Genomic DNA, 19,982 nt, shown 5'->3' with positions numbered 1-19,982 from the left:
CCGGCCGGCCGCGGCGCCCTGCAGCCGGCCGCAGGACCCCGGCTGTACCACCCCACCGTGGCCCGGCTCACCTACCGGGCGCTGCTCGGCCGGCGCCGCGCCCTGCTGCTCTTCCTCCTCCCGCTGCTCCTGCTGATCATCGTCAGCGCGGTCCGCGGGCTGGCCCACGCCGACGACTCCACCGCCAACGACGTCCTGCAGGGCTTCGCGCTCAGCGCGATGGTGCCGCTGGTCGGCGTCATCGCCGGCACCGGCGCGATCGGCCCCGAGATCGACGACGGCGCGATCGTCTACCTGCTGGCCAAGCCGATCAGACGCGGCACGATCATCTTCACCAAGCTGCTGGTCGCGATCGGCGTGACCATGGCCTTCTCGGCGATCCCGACGCTGCTGGCCGGCTACATACTCAACGGCAACGGGCTGAACATCGCCGTCGCCTACACCGTCGGCGCCGCCGCCGCGTCCGTCGCCTATGCCGCGATCTTCCTGCTGCTGGGGGTGCTCACCCGGCACGCGGTGGTGGTCGGCCTGGTCTACGCGCTGGTCTGGGAGGGCGTGGTCGGCAACGTCGTGCCGGGGGCGCGCACCCTGAGCGTCCAGCAGTGGGCGCTGGCCGTGGCGCAGAAGCTGGCCCATGGCGACGTGGTCAGCTCCGACGTCAGCCTGGCCACCGGCATCGTGCTGCTGGCGGTGGTCACGGCCGGAGCGACCTGGTTCGCCGGGCGGCGGCTGCGCAGCCTCAAGCTCGCCGGGGAGGAGTGACGGCCGGGCGGTGACGCGCGGGGCGGCCGCCCCCAGCAGCCCGGAAGGTCGGCGGGCAGCGCACAGCGCGGCGGTGAAGACTGAGGCCGATGGCCCAGCAGACCCCGCAGGCGGCGCGGACGGTAGCCACCAGGGTCCGCGTCGCCGCCCACCGGCTCCGCCACGTCACCCCCGGCGACGCGTGGCGTTCCGCCGTGCGCTGGGTACGGTCGTCGCCCGGTACCCACATCTGGCTGGGGATACTGGCCGTCACCAGCACGGTGACGGCGCTCGCCCCGCCCGACGCCGGCTCGTACCTGCTGCACCACTTCAGCACCAACCTGGTGGAGCTGCACCGTCACCCGATCCGCGTACTGGTCGGCAGCGCCTTCTGGATCGAGACGCCGTCCGGTTTCGTCTTCTACGCGGCGCTGTTCGAGCTGGTGCACGCACCGGCGGAGCGCTGGCTCGGCACCTGGCGCTGGCTGTTCACCGCGGCCACCGCCCACATCGGCGCCACGCTGGTCAGCCAGAAGGCGGTCTTCTTCGGGATCCGGGAGGACCTGCTGCCGCACTCGCTCGCGCACGCGGTGGACATCGGGGTGAGCTACGGGCTCGCCGGTGTCGCCGGGGTGCTCGCCTACCGGGTACCGCGGCCCTGGCGCTGGGCGTATCTGGCAGTGGTCCTGGCCTACTTCGCCCGCCCGCTGCTGGCCGCCCACAGCACGTACACCGACCTCGGCCATCTGACCGCGGCGCTGATCGGCCTGTGCTGCCACGCGGCGACCCCGGTCGTGGCCGCCGGGGCCGGGGTCAGAACGGGCCGAAGAGCCGGGTGAGGACCGGGACTATGCCGTCGTCGTCGTTCGAGGCGGTGACCTCGTCGGCGACCTGCTTCAGCTCCGGGTGCGCATTGGCCATGGCGACGCCGTGCCCGGCCCAGGCGAACATCGGCACGTCGTTGGGCATGTCGCCGAAGGCGATGGTCTCGGCGGCGGACACCCCGAGCCGCCGCGCCGCCAGCGACAGGCCGGTGGCCTTGGTGAGCCCGAGCGGCAGCAGCTCCACGATGCCCGCCCCGGCCATGGTGGCGCTGACCAGGTCACCGGCCACGTCGGTCGACACCCGGGTCAGCTCGTCGTCGGAGAGTCCTGAGTGCTGTATGTAGAGCTTGTTGAGCGGCTGCGCCCACAGCTCCTCGGTGCCTTCGATGTGGTGGACGGGCAGGTCGGGGTTGTACGCGTATCCCGGCCCGACCAGGATCTCGCCGTCAAGACCGTCCTGGCTGGCGGCGACCGCGAGCGGTCCGACCTCGGCCTCGATCTTGGCCAGCGCCAGCGCGGCCACCTGCCGGTCCAGCGTGACCGAGGTCAGCAGCCGCCCGGCACCGGCGTCGTAGACCTGCGCGCCCTGCCCGCACACGGCCAGACCCTGGTAGCCCAGGTCCTCCAGCACATGGCGGGTCCACGGCACCGCGCGGCCCGTGACGATGATGTGGGCGGCGCCCTTCGCGGCCACCGCGGCGAGCACGTCACGGGAGCCCTGCGAGACCGTGCCGTCGCTGCGCAGCAGCGTCCCGTCCAGGTCGGTCGCGACCAGCCGGTAGGCGCTGCTCACTTGGCGGCGGCCGAGAAGGCGGCGGTGGCGGAGGAGACCGGCTCCAGCACGTCCCGGCCGCCCAGGTAGGGCCGCAGCACCTCGGGTACGCGCACCGAGCCGTCCGCCAGCTGGTGGTTCTCCAGGATCGCCACGATCGTCCGGGTGACCGCGCACAGGGTGCCGTTGAGCGTTGCCAGCGGGCGGGTGCCGTCGGTGTCGCGCATCCGCACGCCGAGCCGCCTGGCCTGGAACTCCAGGGTGTTCGAGGTCGACGTCAGCTCACGGTACTTGCCCTGGGTCGGGATCCACGCCTCGCAGTCGAACTTCCGCGACGCCGAAGCGCCGAGGTCGCCGGACGCCAGCTCGATCACCTGGAAGGGCAGTTCGAGCGAGGACAGCCACTGCTTCTCCCAGGCCAGCAGCCGCTGGTGCTCGGCTTCCGCCTCCTCGGGAGTGGTGAAGACGAACATCTCGACCTTGTCGAACTGGTGCACCCGGAAGATGCCGCGGGTGTCCTTGCCGTACGAGCCGGCCTCGCGCCGGTAGCAGGACGAGAAGCCGGCATAGCGCAGCGGCAGCCGGGCCGCGTCGATGATCTCGTCCATGTGGTAGGCGGCCAGCGGGACCTCGGAGGTGCCGACCAGGTACAGGTCGTCCTTGTCGAGGTGGTAGACGTCGTCCTCGACCTGGCCCAGGTAGCCGGTGCCGGCCATGGCCGCGGGCTTGACCAGGTTCGGCGTGAGCATCGGGGTGAAGCCCGCCGCGGTGGCCTGGGCGATGGCCGCGTTGACCAGGGCCAGTTCCAGCAGGGCGCCGATGCCGGTGAGGTAGTAGAAGCGCGAGCCGGACACCTTGGCGCCGCGCTCGGTGTCGACGGCGCCGAGCAGCTCGCCCAGCTCCAGGTGGTCGCGGGGGGTGAAGCCCTCGGCGGCGAAGTCGCGCGGGGTGCCGTGCTGCTCCAGGACGACGAAGTCCTCCTCGCCGCCGATCGGGGCGTCGGGGTGGACGATGTTGCCCAGTTCGAGCAGCAGCCGCTGGGCCTCTTCCGCCGCCTCGTGCTGCTCGGCGTCGGCGGCCTTGACCGCGGCGGACAGCTCGCCGGCCCGGCGCAGCAGCTCGGACTTCTCGTCGCCCTGCGCCTTGGAGACCAGCTTGCCGAGCGCCTTCTGCTCGGAGCGCAGCTCGTCGAAGCGGGTGCCGGACGCCCGGCGCCTTTCGTCGGCGGAGAGCAGGGAGTCGACGAGCGCGACGTCCTCTCCACGGGCGCGCTGGGACGCGCGCACACGGTCGGGGTCCTCACGAAGCAGGCGAAGGTCGATCACGGCTACAGGCTACCGGGGCGGGGCCGTCGCCCGCGACAAGTTAGGCGCTTTATGCCCGATATGAGCCGTTCACTCCAAAAGCGAGGGAAATCCATATAGCGGGCGGAAAAATGGCTCGTCAACCCTATTGCGGACGTCCCTCCCGCGGGGCACCGGGCCTGTGGAGAACTGGAGTTGATCATCGGGTCGAGAGTGAGTTATCCACAGGCTGACCCAAGATCTCCACGACTTGTCCACAGGGTGTGGGGAAGATCTGTGGAGGAGGACCGAGATCATTCCCGGGGTCCGATGTTCGGCTATGGATTCCCCGTCAAAACCCGCTCCACACTCACTTTCGAGTGAGAAATACTCCCTCGGACGAGTGGGTCGGCCGAATTGGGATGACGCGGTGTGTCCTGCGTCACTCTGTGGCGTCCTGGTGTCTGTGTACCCATTTGTCGACTAGGTCGGCTTCCTCTGTCGACTTGTCCCCAGTTACCCACAGGCTGCGGGACCTGCCTGTGGATAACTCGTCAGTAGCTGTGCAGAACTTGCAGAACGCTTCAGCCGCGCCCGTCGAGCGCGCGGTTCAGCCAGTCCGCCGCATCGGTGAACTCCGCGTCCCCGGTCCCGCGGGCCACCGTGCCCTGCACCGCGTCGGCACGGGGGTACGAGCCGAGGAAACGCACGTTCAGACAGCGCCGCCGCAGCCCCATCAGCGCCTCGCCGACCCGCCGGTCGGTCAGGTGGCCCTCGGCGTCCACCGAGAAGCAGTACTGGCCGAGTCCCGCGCCGGTCGGCCGGGACTCGATCCGCATCAGGTTCACCCCGCGGATCGCGAACTCCTGCAGCATTTCCAGCAGCGCACCGGGGTGGTCGTCGCGAAGCCAGAACACCGCCGAGGTCTTGTCGGCCCCGGTCGGCGCCGCCAGCCGCGCGGGCCGGCCGGCCAGCACGAAGCGCGTGGTCGCGTTCTGCGCGTCGTGGATCTCGGTGGCCAGCGCTTCAAGGCCGTACGTCGGCGCCGCGAACTCCCCCGCGAAGGCGCCGTCGAAACGGCCCTCCTGCACCAGCCGGGCGCCGTCCGCGTTGGAGGCCGCCGACTCCCACACCGCGTCAGGCAGGTGGTCGGCCAGCCACTGCCGCACCTGGATCTGCGCAGCCGGGTGCCCGGTGACCGTCTTGACCGCGGCCAGGTCGGTGCCCGGGCGAACCAGCAGGGCGAACGCGATCGGCAGCAGCACCTCGCGGTAGATCATCAGCGGCTCGCCGAACGCCAGCTCGTCCAGGGTGGCGGTGATACCGCCCTCGACCGAGTTCTCGATCGGCACCAGCGCACCGCCCGCCTCGCCGCTGCGCACCGCGTCCAGCGCGGCGGGCACCGACACCATCGGCACCAGTTCGCGGGTCGCGGCCTCCGGCAGCGAGCGCAGCGCGGCCTCCGTGAAGGTGCCCTCTGGTCCCAGATACGTGTAACGGCTCGCCGACATACAGTCAGCCTAACGGCCCAGCCGAGGCCTGCCGACCGCTGCGGGAACTCGTGCGTCAGCCCTCTGTTTCGTCGGTCGGTCTTCCTGCTCTTTCCCTTCGCGGGCGGCATCGTGCCTCAGCCGACCGCTGCGGGAACTCCTGCGTCAGCCCTCCAGCAACCGCTGCCCCACGTACTCACCCCGCCCCACCCCGCCGGGGACCGCGAAGAGGCCGCTGGACTCGTGGCGCAGGAAGCGGGACAGGCCGTCGCCGCCGTCGAGCTTGCGCTGCACCGGTACGAAGCCCTTCAGCGGATCGGCCTGCCACGCCACGAAGAGCAGCCCCGCGTCCGGGGTGCCGTCCTGGTCGATGCCGTCGTGGTACGAGAAGGCCCGCCGCAGCATGGCGGCGCCGCCGTTGGACGCGGGGGCCGCGACCCGGACATGCGCGTCGCCGGCGATCGCCGGAGACCCGTCGGCGTTGAACTTCGCCAGGTCGACCGGGGTGAATTCGGTGCCGCCCGACAGCGGCGCCCCGTCGGACTTGCGCCGGCCGATCACCTTCTCCTGCCGCGCCACGGCCAGGTGGTCCCAGTCGTCGAGCAGCATCCGGATCCGCCGCACCACCGCATAGGAGCCGCCCGCCATCCACCCGGGCGACCCGCCGGCCGGTACGAAGACCCGCCGCGCGAAGTCCGGGTCCGAGGGCTTGGGATTGTTGGTGCCGTCGATCTGGCCCATCAGGTTGCGGCCGGTCATCGGGTGCGGCGCCGCACCGGGCGTGCGGTTGAAGCCGTTCATCTGCCAGCGCACCGCCGCCGTGCCGCCCGCGGCCTTCTGCAGCACCCGCAGCGCGTGGAAGGCGACCAGGGCGTCGTCGGCGCCGATCTGCACCCACAGGTCGCCGTTGCTGCGGGCAGCGTCCAGCCGGTCGCCCGCGAAGTCCGGCAGCGGCGCCAGCGCCTCGGGAAGGGCCGAGCCCAGACCGGTGCGCCCGAAGAAGCTGCGGCCGAAGCCGAAGGTGACGGTCAGCGAGGAGGGTCCGGCGTCGTACGCCACCTGGTCGTCGTACGCCGCGGGCGCCGACGGGCGGTCCGCGGCCGTCATCGTGCGTACCGCGTCCGACCAGCGGCGCAGCAGGGCGGCGGCGTCCTTCCTGTCGGCGCCGGCCACCAGGTCGAAGGCCACCAGGTGGCCGCGGGCCTGCGCGGGCTGCACGATGCCCGCCTGGTGCGCACCCTCGAAGGGGATGTGCGCGGAGCCGACGGTAGCCAGCGCGACCGGCTCGCCGTCCACCGCCGCCGCCACGCCCGCGCCTGCCGCGCCGCCGGCCATGAGCCCGGCCGCGCCCGCGGCGCCCGCGGTGCCCAGCAGCCGCCGCCGGCTGATCGGCGCGGACTCCTGCCGCGGCCTGGCGCCGCTCCTTGCCACGCCGTTGGCCTCGGCTTGGCCTATTGCCGCGCCGTTCGCCGCGCCCGCCCCGCCCGCTTCCGTGCCGTCGTCCATTGCCGCGCCGTTCCTGGGCCTTCCGGTCCTTGCCGCCTTGCTCATGTTGCTCATGACGTGATCTGCATGCTCCCGGTCACCGTCACCTCGTCGATGTCGGAGGTGCGGACGGTCACCGCGACCTGCCAGGCGCCGGCCAGCGGCAGCTGGACGCCCGAGGCGATCCAGTGCCCGGCGCCGAAGGTGCTCACCTTGGCCTGGAGCGGGCCGAGCTTCTGCGCGGGGAGGGTGAAGGCGAGCCGTACTTCCGCCGCCTTCAGCGGCAGCCCGCCAGGGGCGGTCAGCTCCAGGTGCACGGTGGCGCTCGAACCGGCCCGCGCAGGCGACAGGGTCAGGTCCGCGGTGCCCTTGCCACCGGGGCCGCCGGTGTCGAAGGGGATGCGCAAGGTGGCGTCCTGCGACGCCCCCTGTGCCGGTGCGGTCACGCCGGGGGCCGCGCCCGCGGCGGGCGCGGCCCCCAGCGCCTTCTGCTCTTCCGCGGCCCGCCCGGGCTGGCTGCCGCTGAGGATCGTGGTGACGGTGAGCAGGACGACGGCGATGCCGGCCTCGGCCAATACCGAGCGGCGCAGCGCGGACCTGGCCGGGTCGGCGTTGCGGGCCTTCTTCTCCCGCGCGGCCTTGGCGGCGTCCTGCTGCCTGCGCAGCTGCTCCTTGCGCCGCGGGTCGTCGGAACCGCCCGCACCGGAACCGCCCGCACGGGAGCTGCCCGCACGGGAACCGCCCGCACGGGAGCTGCGGGTACCGGCGCCGCTGCCGGAGTCAGAACCGGCAGCCGCAGCAGCGGCCGTACGCGTCCCCGTGTCCGTTCCCGCGGACGGCTCCTGACCGTCGGCGTCAGCGTTCGCCACATTCACATCCACATCCACATCCACGTCCGCAGTCGCCTCGGGACCGCCGGCCGCCGCCCTGACGGTCTGCCGGGGCGCCAGGCGGGCCGTCTGCCGGGTGACCTTGCCCAGCAGGGCCGGGACGCCGGTCGTGACCGCGGCGCCCGGCTCGCCGAGCATCCGCGTCCAGCGGCGCGAGAACCAGGCGACACACACCAGCGAGCAGACCAGCCCGATCTTGATCAGCAGCAGCCGCCCGTAGGAGGTGTCGGTGAAGGCCCGCCAGGTGCCGATCTGCCGCCACGCCTGGTAGATGCCGGTGCCGACCAGCGAGGTGATCGCGGTCAGGGCGAGGGCGGAGAAGCGGCGTACGGCGGCGCGTTCGACCGTGCCGGTACCGGAGGGCAGGAAGAGCGCGGTCAGCAGGGTGATCAGGCCGCCCAGCCAGACGGCCATGGACAGCAGGTGGACCACGTCGACCGGCATCGCCACCTTGCGCTGGATACCGACCGAGGCGTGCTCGGCCATCGCCCAGGTGGCGGCGATGCCGACGGCGACGACACTGCCGCCGATGCCCAGGCCCCACGCCAGGTCGGCGCGCTCCTCCGGGTCCTCCCGCTTGGCGTAGCTGCCGAAGAGCACCGCGAGGAAGACCGCGGCCGCGGCGAGCAGCAGCAGCCGGGAGACCAGCGCGGCACCTGGCCGCGTCTCCAGCTGGGCACGGATCAGGCTCAGGTCGAAGGCGTCGCCCAGCCCGCTGCCGTTGACGTACGGGGCGCGCAGCATGATCAGCGCGATGGTGGCCGCGACCAGGGCGGCCCAGCCGCCCGCGACGAGCCGCTGCAGCGGACGCAGCAGGGCGCCGCGCGGCCAGCACACCGACAGGAAGACGCAGCCGCCGACGAGCAGCGCGAAACCGCCGTAGGCGAAGTAGCGGGCGACGCCGTAGAGGGTGCCCGCGGCTCCGCCGCCCACCGCGGCCTGGTCGGACACGTCCACGGTGGTCTTGGAGGGCGCCCCCACCGAGAAGGTGAAGGCACCGGCGACCGGGTGGCTGTCCTGGGAGACGGCCTTCCAGGCGACGGTGTACGTGCCGTTGCCGATCCCGCCGCGCAGCGCGACCGTGGCGGTGGCCCCGGAGTCCTTGCCCGCGGCATGGCTGGGGGCACCCGTGGCCACGTTCGTCCCCGCCGGGTCCAGCACCCGCAGCGAGTCGGCGGACAGCAGCACACCCTCGGAGAAGGTGAGCACCACCTGCTGCGGCGCGGTCTGCACCACGGACCCGCTCGCCGGGTCGGTACGGATCAGCGCCGCGTGCGCGGACGCGGGCGCCGCCGTGGCAACTGCCACGGCGAAGAGCGCGGCGCAGGCCGCCAGGACCGCTGCCAGCCTGCGGACCGGACCGTGCAGCGGCACGTACAGCCGTCGTCTGTTCATCCTTCGCTCAGCCCTTCGGGTGATACGTCGTCGGCCGCACGGGCACCGTGACCGTGACCGTGGCGGGCGTGGCGTGGGTGAAGTGGAGCTCCAGGGTGATGCGCTCACCCACCGATGGCATATGGGTGAGGCCTTCCAGCATCAGGTGGTCGCCGCCGGTGCCCAGGGTGAGCCGCCCGCCCGCGGGCACGGTCAGCGACGCCACCTGGCGCATGGTGGTGCCGGTGGTGGTGTGCAGGGTGACGTGGGCGGCCAGCGGCGTGGTCACCGACGTCAACTGTGCGTCCGTACCTCCGCTGTTGGCCACCGTCACATATGCGGCGGCTTCGTCGGTGAGCAGCGGCCGCGGTATATATCCCGCGCCGACGCTGAGCCTGGCCGGTCCGTGGGAGCCCGAGCCGTGGCCGGCCAGACCGGCGGCGGCGCCGGTCGCCGCGGCCACCGCCACGACTCCGCCCAGCGCGCCCAGCAGGGCGCGGCGCCGCCTCACGGCGCCTCACTCCTGATGATCTTCGGCAGGTCGTGGGCGAACTGCTCCGCGGTGGTGCCCGACATGTAGAGCACGTGCCCCTTGTCGTCCTTCGGCCAGAAGGCCAGCACCTCGGCCCCGTGGGTGACGGTGATGCTGCCGTCCTTCTCCTTGACCGGTGGCGAGATGCCGACGCCCACCGACCGGGCCGCGGCCTGGATGGCGGTGAAGTCGCCGGTCAGGCCGATGAAGCTCTTGTCCATCGCGCCGAGCCACGCGGTCAGCCGGGCGGGGGTGTCGCGCTGCGGGTCGGAGCTGACGAAGACGACCCGCAGCTTGTCCTGGTCAGCCTTGGGCAGCTTGGCCTTGGCAAGTGCCAGGTCGCTCATGGTCGTCGGGCAGACGTCGGGGCAGTGGGTGTAGCCGAAGAAGAGCAGCGTGGGGTGGCCTGCGGTCTGCTTGACGAGGTTGAACGGCTTGCCGTGGTTGTCGGTCAGCTGCAGGTTCGGTTTGGCGAAGGGCGTGTCGAGCAGGGTGCCGGGCTGACTGCCGGCGGTGGCCACGTCCGCCAGGGTGCCGGCGGCCGAGTCGGTGTCGGAGCCGCCGGAGGAGCTTCCGCAGCCGGTCAGAACGAGCGCGCAGGCGGCTGCTGCTGCGACGGCGGCGGTCTTGATGGTGGTACGCATGAAAGTGGTCCCCAGAGTGCGATGACGAGTGGGCCGGGCGGCCGCGGAACCGCGGTCGTGCGGGCGCGGCCGCCCGGCGGGTGGCCCCTTGCGGGGCCGGTGCCGTCAGGCGGCGCTGCCGCCGCCGTTGCCGTCCTGGCCTGCCGTACGGCGCCGCCCGGCGAGGACGCCGAAGCCGACGCCTGCCACGCCGACGACGATCCCGGCGACGCCCAGGGCGCGCGCGGTGCCGTCGCTGTCGCTGCCGCCCGAGGACGCCTGCGGTGTGCCCTTGCTGTCGGCGGCGGGGGCGGGCGCGGGGGTGCCGGTGGCCGTGGCGGTGGCCGCGCCGTCGTCGGCCGCCGCGGTCAGCTTCAGGGACGGCGCGGGGTTCTGCGGCTCGGCTTGTCCCGCCTGGGGCATCTCGATCCAGCGCACGATCTCGCCGCTGCTGTACGTCTGCAGCGTCTTGAACGCCAGCGAGTCGGTGTCGGAGGGCAGCGGCCCGAAGGAGACAGGGAACTGCTGGAACTGCCCCGGGTCGATCTTCCCGCCGGTCCAGGTGATCTTCGTGACGGCCTGGTCGATGGAGCCGTCGTCGCTCTTGATCGGGGTGGCCAGCTTCGAGGTCGTCACCTGGGCGGTCCAGCCCGGGACCGGCTGGATCGACACCGACGCGATCGGGTGGTCGGTCGGCAGGTTGACCTCGATCTTGACGGTGGAGGCGTTGTCCCGCTCGTTGGGCACCTTGAAGCTGACGGTGGTGTAGCTGCCCTTGGGGGCGGTGTTCGGCTGCACGGTGACGTGCGCGAAGGCCGGCACTGCGGCCAGCAGGACGGTGGCTCCCGCAAGTGCCGCGACGGTGGCGGCACGGCCGCGCAGGCGGGACGTGCGGGACGTGCCTGACGTGTGCGGCATGCGTGAAATGCTCATGACTGGGGTTCTCCACGGTGAGAGAGGCAGACGGTGGCATGGTGCGGGCCGCGACGGCTGCACAAGGGTGCGGTCGTGGGATGCGCGTACGTACGTATGCGGTGATCGCCGCCGCGGCATATATGCGACGGGACGCCGTACGGGAACGCGCGTGCGCCACAGGGTGCACTCCTGTGACATTCGCGGCCGGGCTCGGCCCGCGCGCCGCCACCGGCCCACCCCCGTCGTTCGGGGAGGAGCGGACGCCGCGTCAGGCCGCCAGTGCCACCGGTGGGCCGCGCCTGGCCAGGGAGTGCCGCAGCTGCACCGTGCGGTAGCCGGCGCCGCCGGATTCACCCCTGCGGCCTATGCGGTGCGGCCTGACCGCGGGCACCTGCCGGGCGAGCGCCGACAGCAGGGCGTGGGCGCGGCGTACGACCGCGGGGCTCAGCTCCGCCAGTCCCGCGGCGCCGCGTGCCGACAGCCGCACCAGGCGCCACAGCGCCGCCTCGCCGCGCCGCAGCAGCCAGCCCGCGACCACCGCGGCCAGCAGGTGCCCGAGCAGCATGGGCAGCGAGCACAGCGGCACGGCCGTCATCGCCAGGTGCGTGCGGCCGCCGCTCTGCGCCGCCGTCATACCGGGCATGTCCGGCATGGTCAGGGGGCCGTCGGGGTCGATGCCCGCGTTGATGACGATCTGCCGGGCCGACTGTTCGGTCAACCGCGCCCCGTGGCCGTCGCAGACGAGCCGGGCGGCGATCGACAACAGTCCGCCGCCGTTGTCACTCGAAGGAGTGAGTGACTGTGTGGCGCACATCTGGCCCGCGCCGAAGACCGTGTGCAGGGCGAGCTGCCCCGCCGCGAGGCCCGTGGCGATGCCCGGCAGGGTCCTCTCCCGGCCCGCCAGGGGGGCCACGACGGCGAGCACCGCCAGCCACCCGAAGACCAGCGACCACACCGGCACGGGGGCGCCGGAGGCCAGCGTGTGCCCGGCCGCGGCCAGCGCGACGCAGACCGCGGTGAACACCGCGGCCCGCAGCAGTCGCATGCCGGCGCCTGCGCGCACAGCGGTGGCGGGGGGAACCATGACGGCCGTCATCCTCTCACCGCCCGCCTGAGTCGCGGAACAGGGGGTGTCCGGCTCGCGGTGGTGTGTCCGGCCGAATCCCTACACCCATACGCCGGTCGCACGCATCCGCCGAATGAGCGGGATCACGTCAACCCCACGCTTACGGAGTGCTCTTCGCGGCAATACGTATCCGTATGTCGAGCCGCAGCCAGGAGGCTGGAGCATGAGCATCTGGTGGTCTCTCCATTTGCGGCGCGAGGCTGCGAGCGTGCCGCTCGCCCGGAAACTCCTGCTGGGGACCATGGAGACCGCCGGGGTCGACCCCGACATCTCCTTCGATCTCTCGGTGGCACTGTCCGAGGCGTGCGCGAACGCCGTGGAACACGCCGGTTCGGCGACCGGCTACTGCGTCACCGCCCTGATCGACGGTGACTGCTGCCGGATCGAGGTCGCCGACTCCGGGCCGGGTTCATCCCGCGACCGCACACCCGAGTTCGACCGCACGACCGAATTCGACCGCAAACCCGACTGGGTCCTGCACCCTGCCCGGCCGCTGACCCACCGGGGCCAGTACGCCGAGCACGGGCGCGGACTCTTCCTGATCGAGGCGCTGGTGGACCATGTGCGCTTCCACGACCGGCCCGGGCACGGCACGGTCGTGTCCTTCGACAAGGTGCTCAAGTGGCGTGACGACGCCCTCCTCAAGGCGTCCTGACGCCGGTACGCCTGACGCCGGTACACCTGACGGCACCGCCCCGGGGGCGCACTAGCCGCGCAGCCCGGCCATCCACGACTCGATCTCGTCGGCGCCGCGCGGCAGGTCCCCCGAAAGGTTGCGGTGCCCCCCGGGCGTGACGAGGATGTCGTCCTCGATCCTGACCCCGATGCCGCGGTACTCCTCCGGCACCGTCAGGTCGTCGGCCTGGAAGTACAGACCGGGCTCCACGGTGAGCACCATGCCGGGCTCCAGGGTGCAGTCCACGTACGCCTCGGTCCGCGCCTGGGCGCAGTCGTGCACGTCCAGCCCGAGCATGTGCCCGGTGCCGTGCAGCGTCCAGCGGCGCTGCAGGCCCAGTTCGAGCACGCGCGCGACGGGGCCGTCCAGCAGCCCCCACTCGACCAGGTGCTCGGCCAGGACGCGCTGTGCGGCCTCGTGGAAGTCGCGGTACGCGGCACCCGGCTTGACCGCGTCCATGCCCGCCTGCTGCGCCGCGTGGACGGCGTCGTAGACCTTGCGCTGGATCGGCGTGAAGCGCCCGCTGACCGGCAGCGTACGGGTGACGTCCGCGGTGTAGAGGCTGCGGGTCTCCACGCCGGCGTCCAGCAGCAGCAGGTCGCCGGAGCGGACCGGGCCGTCGTTGCGCACCCAGTGCAAGGTGGTGGCGTGCGGCCCCGACGCGCAGATCGAGCCGTAGCCGACGTCGTTGCCCTCGACCCGGGCGCGCAGGAAGAAGGTGCCCTCGATGTAGCGCTCGGAGGTCGCCTCTGCCTTGTCCAGCACCTTGACGACGTCCTCGAAGCCGCGTGCGGTCGAGGCGCAGGCCTGCTCCAGCTCGGCGATCTCGAAGTCGTCCTTGACCGCCCGCAGCTCGGACAGGAAGGCGGTCAGCTCCGCGTCCCGCTCGGCCGTCACCTTGTCGGTCAGCGCCGCCTCGATGCCCGCGTCGTGGCCGCGGACGACCCGTACGGGACCGGTGGCCGCGCCCAGGTCCGCCGCGGCCTTGCGCACGTCACGGCACGGCAGCCCGAGCAGCTGCTCGGCCTCCTCCAGGCTGTTGCGGCGGCCGACCCACAGCTCGCCCTGGCCGTCCAGCCAGAACTCGCCGTTCTCCCGGTTGGAGCGCGGCAGCAGATACGCCGTCGCCTCGTGGCCCCCATCCGCGAGCGGCTCCAGCACCAGGACCGCGTCCTGCGTCTGGTCGCCGGTCAGGTGCACGTACTCGGTGCCGGCCCTGAAGGGGTAGTCGGTGTCGTTGGAGCGCCGCCGCAGGTTGCCCGCGGGGACGACGATCCGCTCGCCGGGGAAGCGCGCCGAGAGCGCGGCCCTGCGGGCCGCGGCGTGGGCGGCCTGCGCGATGGGCGCCAGGCCGTGCAGCTCGGTGTCGGCCCAGCCGGTCTTCATGACGGCGGCCAGCTCGTCGGACACCGCCGGGTAGAGCCCGTTCTTGCGCTGCTTGATCGGCTTGTCCTGGGCGGCGCCCTGCGCGTCGCCCGCCGCCCCGTCCTGTGCCGCGCGCTGCTCGTCCCCGGTCGCGCCCTGCTGCTGGTCGGCCTCCGCCACGTCCTGCCTCCTCATGATGGACTCGTCCGTCCATCGTAGGCGGGCCGGGTGTCAGTCGAAACGGGCCACCAGCAGCACCAGGTCCTCCTCGCCACCGGTCGCGTCCAGGCCGTCGGGCAGCACGGTGTGCAGCAGGTGGTCGGCCAGCAGCCCCGGGTCCTCGCGCACCGCCCTGGACGCGCTCTGGGCCGCGGCGTGCACATGGGCGAAGGCCCGGTCCGAGGACTCGCCGGTCCTGTGCAGCAGCCCGTCGGTGAACAGCACCAGGCTCTCGCCCGCGCGTACGTGCAGCTCGACGCTGGGCGCCTCCCAGCAGCTGAGCATGTTGAGCGGCGCGGACAGCGAGGTCTCCACGTACTCGCAGCGCTGGTCGCCGACCAGCAGCGGCGGGCAGTGCCCGGCACCCGCCAGCGTCACCTTGCGCCCGCCCCGCGTCAGCGGTGCGCCGACGTGCCCGAACAGGGCGGTGGCAGAGCGGGCCGGCTCGGTCAGCCGCAGGAGCAGTTCGAGGTCGGAGAGCACCGCGACCGGGTCCTCGCCCTCCATCACCGCGTACGCCCGCAGGGACGCCCGCAGCCGCCCCATCGCGGCCACCGCGCCGGGACCCGCACCGGTGACGCCGCCGACGGCCAGGCCGAGCGCGCCCTCGGGCAGCGGCAGGGCGTCGTACCAGTCGCCGCCGCCCAGCGGCCCGGTGCCGTGCCGCACGGCCATCCGCACGCCGGGGACGCGCGGCAGGCGCGCGGGCAGCGTCTCGGCGGCCAGCTCTGCCGACGCCCGCCGCACCCGGGCCAGCTCCAGGGCGCGGGCGATGTGCTCGCCGGCGAACCGCAGGTACAGACCGGTCAGCCGGCGCTGCCTGTCGGTGGGCTCGGCGGCCTCGTCGTAGAACCAGACGGCACTGCCGAGCCGGCTCGCGCCGGTGGAGGAGCCGGCCCCGCTTGTGGAGGAGTCGGCGGTACGGGGTGAGAATCCGGTGCCGTTCGCGGTCAGGGCGAGCCCGTAGGCGGCGCCCAGGCCGAGCTGTGCGGCGACCTCGCGGGTACGGGCGTCCGGGTGCTCACCCTGCCGCAGGTCGGCGCCCACCGCCTCGTCCGCGTCCACCGGGCCGCGGCCGAAATCCACCGTTTCCAGGGCACCCAGGTCGGCGTGGCCGAGGCCGAGTCCCACGGTGGTGTCGGGGCCGCGGCCGTCGGCGGGAGCCAGCGCGATCAGGCCGCGCCGGGCGCCGACGAGGGTCGCTCCGGCCTGGAGAACCTCACGCAGCGTGGCGTCGAGTGACGCGGTGCGGGCGAGCCGCTCGGTCAGTTCGTGCAAAAGGGACAGGTCGCAGACCCACGACGCGAGGCGGTCCTGTACGGCCAGTGAGTGTTCGGGCGAGCCGCGGTCCGGCAGCGCGGGGGCCGACACGGCCACCGGGGCGGGCGGGACTGCGGGGGTAGGGGTGGCCGCGAGGGCGGCGGCGGAGGGCGCGGTGGCGACGGGCGCAGCGGGAGTATGCGCCGCAGCGGACCTTGGTGGCTCGCTTCCGGCCACTTTTCTGACGTGGGCCGGGTTCATGGCCGGGAACTTCCGGCCAGTGGCCAGCGGGTGGGGCAATCAGCGCTTTTCGTTCGCAGTGCGCGGAGCACCTGCATGATTAGCATCGCAAACCCCCATGTGTGCTGCGCCGCTATCAAGGAACCCACTTCTACACGCCTCATCGTGGGCATGTCCAGGATTGTCCTGGTACAAGGAGTGGTGTCGGACTCCTTGCGGCGGACGGGCCGGGCGCAATACGTTGGCTGAAAACAGCCACCCCCGTCGTATGCGCGCTGTCGACTGATCCCAGCCAACAGCGCGTCATATTGCGGGCGATGGGTAGGAACCCGAAGTCTGGCTCAAGCGTCGTATGTACGTAATCAGTTGACGGCCGACCTAACCCCGAGTGGCGAGGGTGCCGCGTGCCCCCGTCGTGCACCACAAATCAGTGGGTCACGATCAGGGCACCGCGAACCGACAGGCGCCATATGCGCGCTACCCTCCGTCACGTTCCACGCTCGGCTGGCGGCGATGCGCTGCCTCGTAAGCGGTGTGCTCGACAAGTTACGTTCTGTAATGGGCAGATCCCTGGGCGTTAACGGAAAGGAACGAGCGCTGATGCGCGAGATCCTCGGAAGGCGACGCAAGCTCTCACTCCAGCGAAAGGAGCGGACCGCGTTGCTCAACGCGGCGCTCACCTACGCCGAACAGTGGCAATGGCGGGTCGTGCCCGGTGTCGGCTTCGACACCCGCGGCAGCTGGCGGGCCGCCGGAGCGCAGCCCTGCGCCTGCGGGCGCCCCAACTGCCCGGTGCCCGGGGCGCACGCGCTCGACCCCGGACTGCTGGCCGCGACCCGCGACCCGCGCATGGTGCGGTCCTGGTGGACCCGCAGGCCGGACGCGCCGGTCGTGCTCGCCACCGGCGACCGGGTGTCCGCGGCGAGCCTGCCCGCGGTGGCGGGCGCACGCGCCCTGGAGGCGATGGAGAACCTCGGGGTCCGGCTCGGCCCCGTGGTCGCCACCCCCACCCGCTACCTGCTGCTGGTCGCGCCTTACTCGCTCGCCGAACTCGGCGAACTGCTCGACAGCCACGACTGGGTGCCCACGTCACTGCGCTACCACGGTGACGGCGGCTATGTGGTGCTGCCGCCGTCGAGCAGCAGCGCCGGGCAGCTGCGCTGGGTGCGGCCGCCGGTGCCGGACGAGCGGACCGGCGGCGCGGCGCCCTGGCTGCCGCCGATCGGCAGCCTGGTGGACGCGCTGGTCAGGGCCGGGCGTACGGCCCCGGACGGCGACCGGCTGACCTTCTGACGGTCCGGCGTACTGATCGGCGGTCCGCCGGCCGGGCGCGGCCGAACGACGGCGGGGTCGTAGCGGCGTGGCAATTGCCGCGCCGCTACGACCCCGCCGCATGTTCCGTGCGCTGCGCCATGCGCCGCCGTTCCCTTACGCGTTACGCACGCGGTGCGGCGTACGGTCGGTGCGCTGCCGCTACGGACGCGCGTGCGCCGCGTACTCACTCGTTCGGGTAGCCGTCCGCCGCGGGTGGCCGCCGTTGCGGCGACGGGTGGGCCGGATGTCATGGTCCGGGCCGCTATGTTCGGTTCACGGCATTCGGCCATCGAGCATCCAGGGGAGCGGCACATGGCATCGCACCAGCCGGCGAAGGAGCCCGGCGACCGGTTGCGCCTGATCGCCGTCACCAGCGTCGCGGCGCTCGCCGTGGTCCTCCCGCTGGCCGCGGCGACCGCGGGGCCGCACGACCACGACAGCGCGCACCGCGGCAATGCGGGCCACAGCGCCTCGCAGGGTGTGCCCGACGGGGGATCGGGGGACTCGGCTCCGGCGGGCTCCACGGGCTCCGCGGGTGCCGCGGACGGGGACTGAGCCGCCGCGGTCCCGCCGCCCGGCGGCCGGCGGATCCGGGGTCGAGGACTCGCTAAGCGGAGCGCGCCAGGACATGGAAAACCCGGTCGCTGACGACGGGGGATGCATCAGCGACCGGGCTGAATAAACGGTAACAAGACTTCGTCCGATCGCAAATTCCCCGAACGGCACGTGCCAGCCGAATCGTCGCGATTCCAAGGCAGTTGTGACCGGAATCACTGACCGACCGCTCAGTCGGGAGCTGTCGGCGGGCCTTCGGCCCGCTCTCGGCCCGCCCGCCGACGGGACGTTCATGGGCGGTGGGCCGTCTGCGGGCCGCGGGCGGTCCGGCCGGGCACCGCGAAAGGCGCCCGGCGCGGCCCGCAGGGGCACCGGCCAGCTCGTCTCAGCTCAGCGTGATCTGCCGGTTCGTGAAGCCGCTCCTGGCCCGCCGCTCCTCCGCGGTCAGCGGCTCGGTACGGCCCAGCGTCTCCGCCAGCCGCTCGCCGAAGGCCGCCGCCGGCTTCTCGACCTCGTCCGCGCCCATGCCCACCGGCAGGTCCCACACCGGCACTGTCAGCCCGTGCGCGCGGAAGGAGCCGACCAGCCGGGTCCCCTCGCCCAGCGAGGACGCCCCGGCCGCATGCAGCCGCGCCATGGCGTCAAGCAGCGCCTCCTCGGGGTGCGGCATGACCCAGCGCAGGTGGTTCTTCTCCGGCGTCTCGCACCAGTAGGCCGCGTCGACACCGGTCAGCCGCACGGTCGGGATGGCGGCCTGGTTGGCGCGCTCCAGTGACGCCGCCACCTCGCCGGTGGCCGTCTCGGCGTCCTCCAGCCAGTACTCGAAGCCGCTGTGCACCTCGGGCACGAAGGGCGCGTCCAGGTCGAGCAGGTCCTGCAGCCGCGGTCCGTCGGGCGACGGCCTGCGGCCCTCCACCGGGTTGCCCGGCTCCGCGGTGAGCGCCCGGCCCAGGGTGTCGGCCAGGTCGCGGCTGATGTCGCCCGAGGCGGTGTCGCTCTGCAGGCCGAGCAGGACCGCACCGGTGTCGCGGCGCAGCCCGGGCCAGGCCATCGGCAGGACGGTGCCGAGGGTGACCGACGGGACCCCTTCGGGCAGCGGCTCCTTGAGCGTCAGCTGCACGGTCGCGGCCGGCACCAGTTCGCGCAGCGCGACCCAGTCGCACTCGCCGGGCAGGCCCTCGAAGGGGCGGCGGACCAGTTCGGTCACCGCGTGCGCGGCCTCGCGGCCGTGGCAGGCCTTGTAGCGGCGGCCCGAGCCGCACGGGCAGGGCTCACGCGCACCGACCACCGGCACGGCCGCCCCCTCCGCGGTCCTGGCGGCCTGTCCGGCCCCCTTGCTCCTGGTGGCGGTCGCGCGCTTCTTGGCCATGGCTCGGTCTCTCCCGTTACGGCACTGTTCCGGCCGCGAGCCTAGCGCTCGGCGGGGCCGCCGCCGGACCACGACGGGCGGCGGCGTAAATGCGCCGGTTCCGGCCCGGCTCCGTCCGCTCCTTCGGGCCGACTCCCGGCCGTAGCAGGCGCGAAATGCAGCCGGCGGCCGTTCAGCTCAGGTCGTCCAGCGACTCGGCCAGGTCCAGCGGGAGGTCGAGCGGGATGCCGCGGGGCAGGCCGATGCCCGTACCGCCGCTTCCCAGGTCGTCGCGGCGGGCGTGCCTGCCGCGTACCGGCAGCAGCGCCCACACGGTGACCTCGCCCGGTGTGTCGTCCCGTACGCCCCAGCGCAGCGCCAGGTTGCCGACGATGCCGAGGCCCCGGCCTCCGTGCGCCGTCAGCGAGGGGCTGGAAGGGCGCGGCCTGGTGGGGCCGCCGCCGTCGGTCACCTCGACCTTGAGCAGGCCGTCGGCCCCGATGGCCCAGCCGGCACGTATGCCGCCGTTTTGCGGCGGGGTCTCCCGCGCGCCCTGTGCCTGCGGCTGCGCCTGTGCCGGTACGCGGTCCGAGCCGGCGTCGTATATTGCGCCGGCGTCGTACCCGGCGCCGTCCTGGCCGATCGGCCGGGCATGGCGGCAGGAATTGCTGAGCAGTTCGGAGAGGATCAGCACCGCGTCGTCGACCACCGTCTCCGGTACGCCCTGCGCGTGCAGATCCCTGCGCATTCGTCTGCGTGCCTCTGCGACGCCGGTGGGACCATGCGGCAGGGCCATGGTCGAGGACGTCGGCACCTCCTGTGCGACCATCATCGACACCCCCGTGACCTCCTTCACCCCACGCCACGGGATGGATGCCCCCTGGGACTCGACCGGAAACAGGCCAACCGCGATCTATTGACGCACTCCATACGTCAGCCGGACGCCCGCG

18 protein-coding genes are annotated in these 19,982 nt (G+C 72.9%); 5 read left to right on the top strand and 13 right to left on the bottom strand.

The features are described 5' to 3' along the window. Positions 1-42: 42 nt before the first annotated feature. Both JT723_RS15340 and JT723_RS15335 read left to right on the top strand, forming a co-directional pair. Positions 43-762: an ABC transporter permease subunit gene (locus tag JT723_RS15340; RefSeq protein ID WP_205045385.1), complete on the top strand. Its 720-nt coding sequence runs from the start codon at positions 43-45 to the stop codon at positions 760-762. An 89-nt stretch (positions 763-851) separates the two neighbouring features. Continuing rightward, entirely contained in the window at positions 852-1,580 is a 729-nt protein-coding gene (locus JT723_RS15335; RefSeq protein WP_240165669.1) for a rhomboid-like protein, read from the top strand. Here the strand turns inward: JT723_RS15335 and JT723_RS15330 are convergent. The 9 genes from JT723_RS15330 to JT723_RS15290 form a co-directional block, all read right to left on the bottom strand. Then, positions 1,555-2,358, bottom strand: a complete 804-nt coding sequence (locus JT723_RS15330; RefSeq protein ID WP_205045184.1) for an HAD family hydrolase — start codon at positions 2,356-2,358, stop codon at positions 1,555-1,557. The genes JT723_RS15335 and JT723_RS15330 overlap by 26 nt on opposite strands. Continuing rightward, positions 2,355-3,662 carry a serine--tRNA ligase gene (serS, locus tag JT723_RS15325; protein ID WP_205045183.1) on the bottom strand — a complete coding sequence of 436 codons (1,308 nt, stop codon included), beginning with the start codon at positions 3,660-3,662 and terminating at the stop codon, positions 2,355-2,357. Before serS ends, JT723_RS15330 begins: the two co-directional genes overlap by 4 nt. Before the next feature lie 542 nt (positions 3,663-4,204). Then, complete coding sequence (gene pheA, locus JT723_RS15320) at positions 4,205-5,131, bottom strand: prephenate dehydratase (RefSeq protein WP_205045182.1); 927 nt, start codon at positions 5,129-5,131, stop codon at positions 4,205-4,207. A gap of 144 nt (positions 5,132-5,275) precedes the next feature. After that, on the bottom strand, positions 5,276-6,670 hold the full coding sequence (gene efeB / locus JT723_RS15315) for an iron uptake transporter deferrochelatase/peroxidase subunit (RefSeq protein ID WP_240165668.1): 1,395 nt from the start codon (positions 6,668-6,670) through the stop codon (positions 5,276-5,278). Beyond that, entirely contained in the window at positions 6,667-8,880 is a 2,214-nt protein-coding gene (locus JT723_RS15310) for a copper resistance CopC/CopD family protein (RefSeq protein WP_205045181.1), read from the bottom strand. Before JT723_RS15310 ends, efeB begins: the two co-directional genes overlap by 4 nt. A gap of 7 nt (positions 8,881-8,887) precedes the next feature. Next, positions 8,888-9,370, bottom strand: a complete 483-nt coding sequence (locus tag JT723_RS15305) for a copper chaperone PCu(A)C (RefSeq protein WP_251513299.1) — start codon at positions 9,368-9,370, stop codon at positions 8,888-8,890. Beyond that, on the bottom strand, positions 9,367-10,035 hold the full coding sequence (locus tag JT723_RS15300) for an SCO family protein (RefSeq protein WP_205045180.1): 669 nt from the start codon (positions 10,033-10,035) through the stop codon (positions 9,367-9,369). The genes JT723_RS15305 and JT723_RS15300 overlap by 4 nt, the downstream gene beginning before the upstream one ends. A 105-nt stretch (positions 10,036-10,140) precedes the next feature. Then, entirely contained in the window at positions 10,141-10,947 is an 807-nt protein-coding gene (locus JT723_RS15295; RefSeq protein ID WP_240165667.1) for a YcnI family copper-binding membrane protein, read from the bottom strand. A 250-nt stretch (positions 10,948-11,197) separates the two neighbouring features. Further along, a complete protein-coding gene (locus JT723_RS15290; protein ID WP_240165666.1) occupies positions 11,198-11,974 on the bottom strand; it encodes a hypothetical protein in 777 nt (258 codons plus the stop codon). Positions 11,975-12,218: 244 nt separating this feature from the next. Here JT723_RS15290 and JT723_RS15285 point away from each other — a divergent pair, with 244 nt between their 5' ends. Then, positions 12,219-12,710 (top strand): ATP-binding protein, encoded by a 492-nt coding sequence (locus JT723_RS15285; RefSeq protein WP_205045178.1) that lies wholly within the window; start codon positions 12,219-12,221, stop codon positions 12,708-12,710. A gap of 51 nt (positions 12,711-12,761) precedes the next feature. On the opposite strand, the gene JT723_RS15280 is transcribed toward JT723_RS15285, so the two are convergent. Both JT723_RS15280 and JT723_RS15275 read right to left on the bottom strand, forming a co-directional pair. Next, positions 12,762-14,291 (bottom strand): aminopeptidase P family protein, encoded by a 1,530-nt coding sequence (locus JT723_RS15280; RefSeq protein WP_205045177.1) that lies wholly within the window; start codon positions 14,289-14,291, stop codon positions 12,762-12,764. Positions 14,292-14,327: 36 nt separating this feature from the next. Continuing rightward, positions 14,328-15,836, bottom strand: coding sequence for a PP2C family protein-serine/threonine phosphatase (locus tag JT723_RS15275; protein ID WP_205045176.1), 1,509 nt, complete (start codon positions 15,834-15,836; stop codon positions 14,328-14,330). A gap of 579 nt (positions 15,837-16,415) precedes the next feature. On the opposite strand from JT723_RS15275, the gene JT723_RS15270 reads away from it, so the two are divergent. Together JT723_RS15270 and JT723_RS15265 are read left to right on the top strand one after the other, a co-directional pair. Further along, on the top strand, positions 16,416-17,108 hold the full coding sequence (locus JT723_RS15270) for a bifunctional DNA primase/polymerase (RefSeq protein WP_205045175.1): 693 nt from the start codon (positions 16,416-16,418) through the stop codon (positions 17,106-17,108). 333 nt (positions 17,109-17,441) lie between these two features. Then, positions 17,442-17,684, top strand: coding sequence for a hypothetical protein (locus JT723_RS15265; RefSeq protein WP_205045174.1), 243 nt, complete (start codon positions 17,442-17,444; stop codon positions 17,682-17,684). Between the two features lie 385 nt (positions 17,685-18,069). On the opposite strand, the gene JT723_RS15260 is transcribed toward JT723_RS15265, so the two are convergent. Both JT723_RS15260 and JT723_RS15255 read right to left on the bottom strand, forming a co-directional pair. Continuing rightward, positions 18,070-19,053 (bottom strand): DUF5926 family protein, encoded by a 984-nt coding sequence (locus JT723_RS15260; protein WP_205045173.1) that lies wholly within the window; start codon positions 19,051-19,053, stop codon positions 18,070-18,072. A gap of 172 nt (positions 19,054-19,225) precedes the next feature. Further along, a complete protein-coding gene (locus JT723_RS15255; RefSeq protein ID WP_251513298.1) occupies positions 19,226-19,870 on the bottom strand; it encodes an ATP-binding protein in 645 nt (214 codons plus the stop codon). Between the last annotated feature and the right edge of the window lie 112 nt (positions 19,871-19,982).

This window comes from Actinacidiphila bryophytorum (assembly GCF_016916835.1).
Taxonomy (GTDB): domain Bacteria; phylum Actinomycetota; class Actinomycetes; order Streptomycetales; family Streptomycetaceae; genus Actinacidiphila; species Actinacidiphila bryophytorum.
The sequence above is the reverse complement of the archived record's forward strand: the minus strand, read 5'-3'. Positions and strand labels throughout refer to the sequence as shown.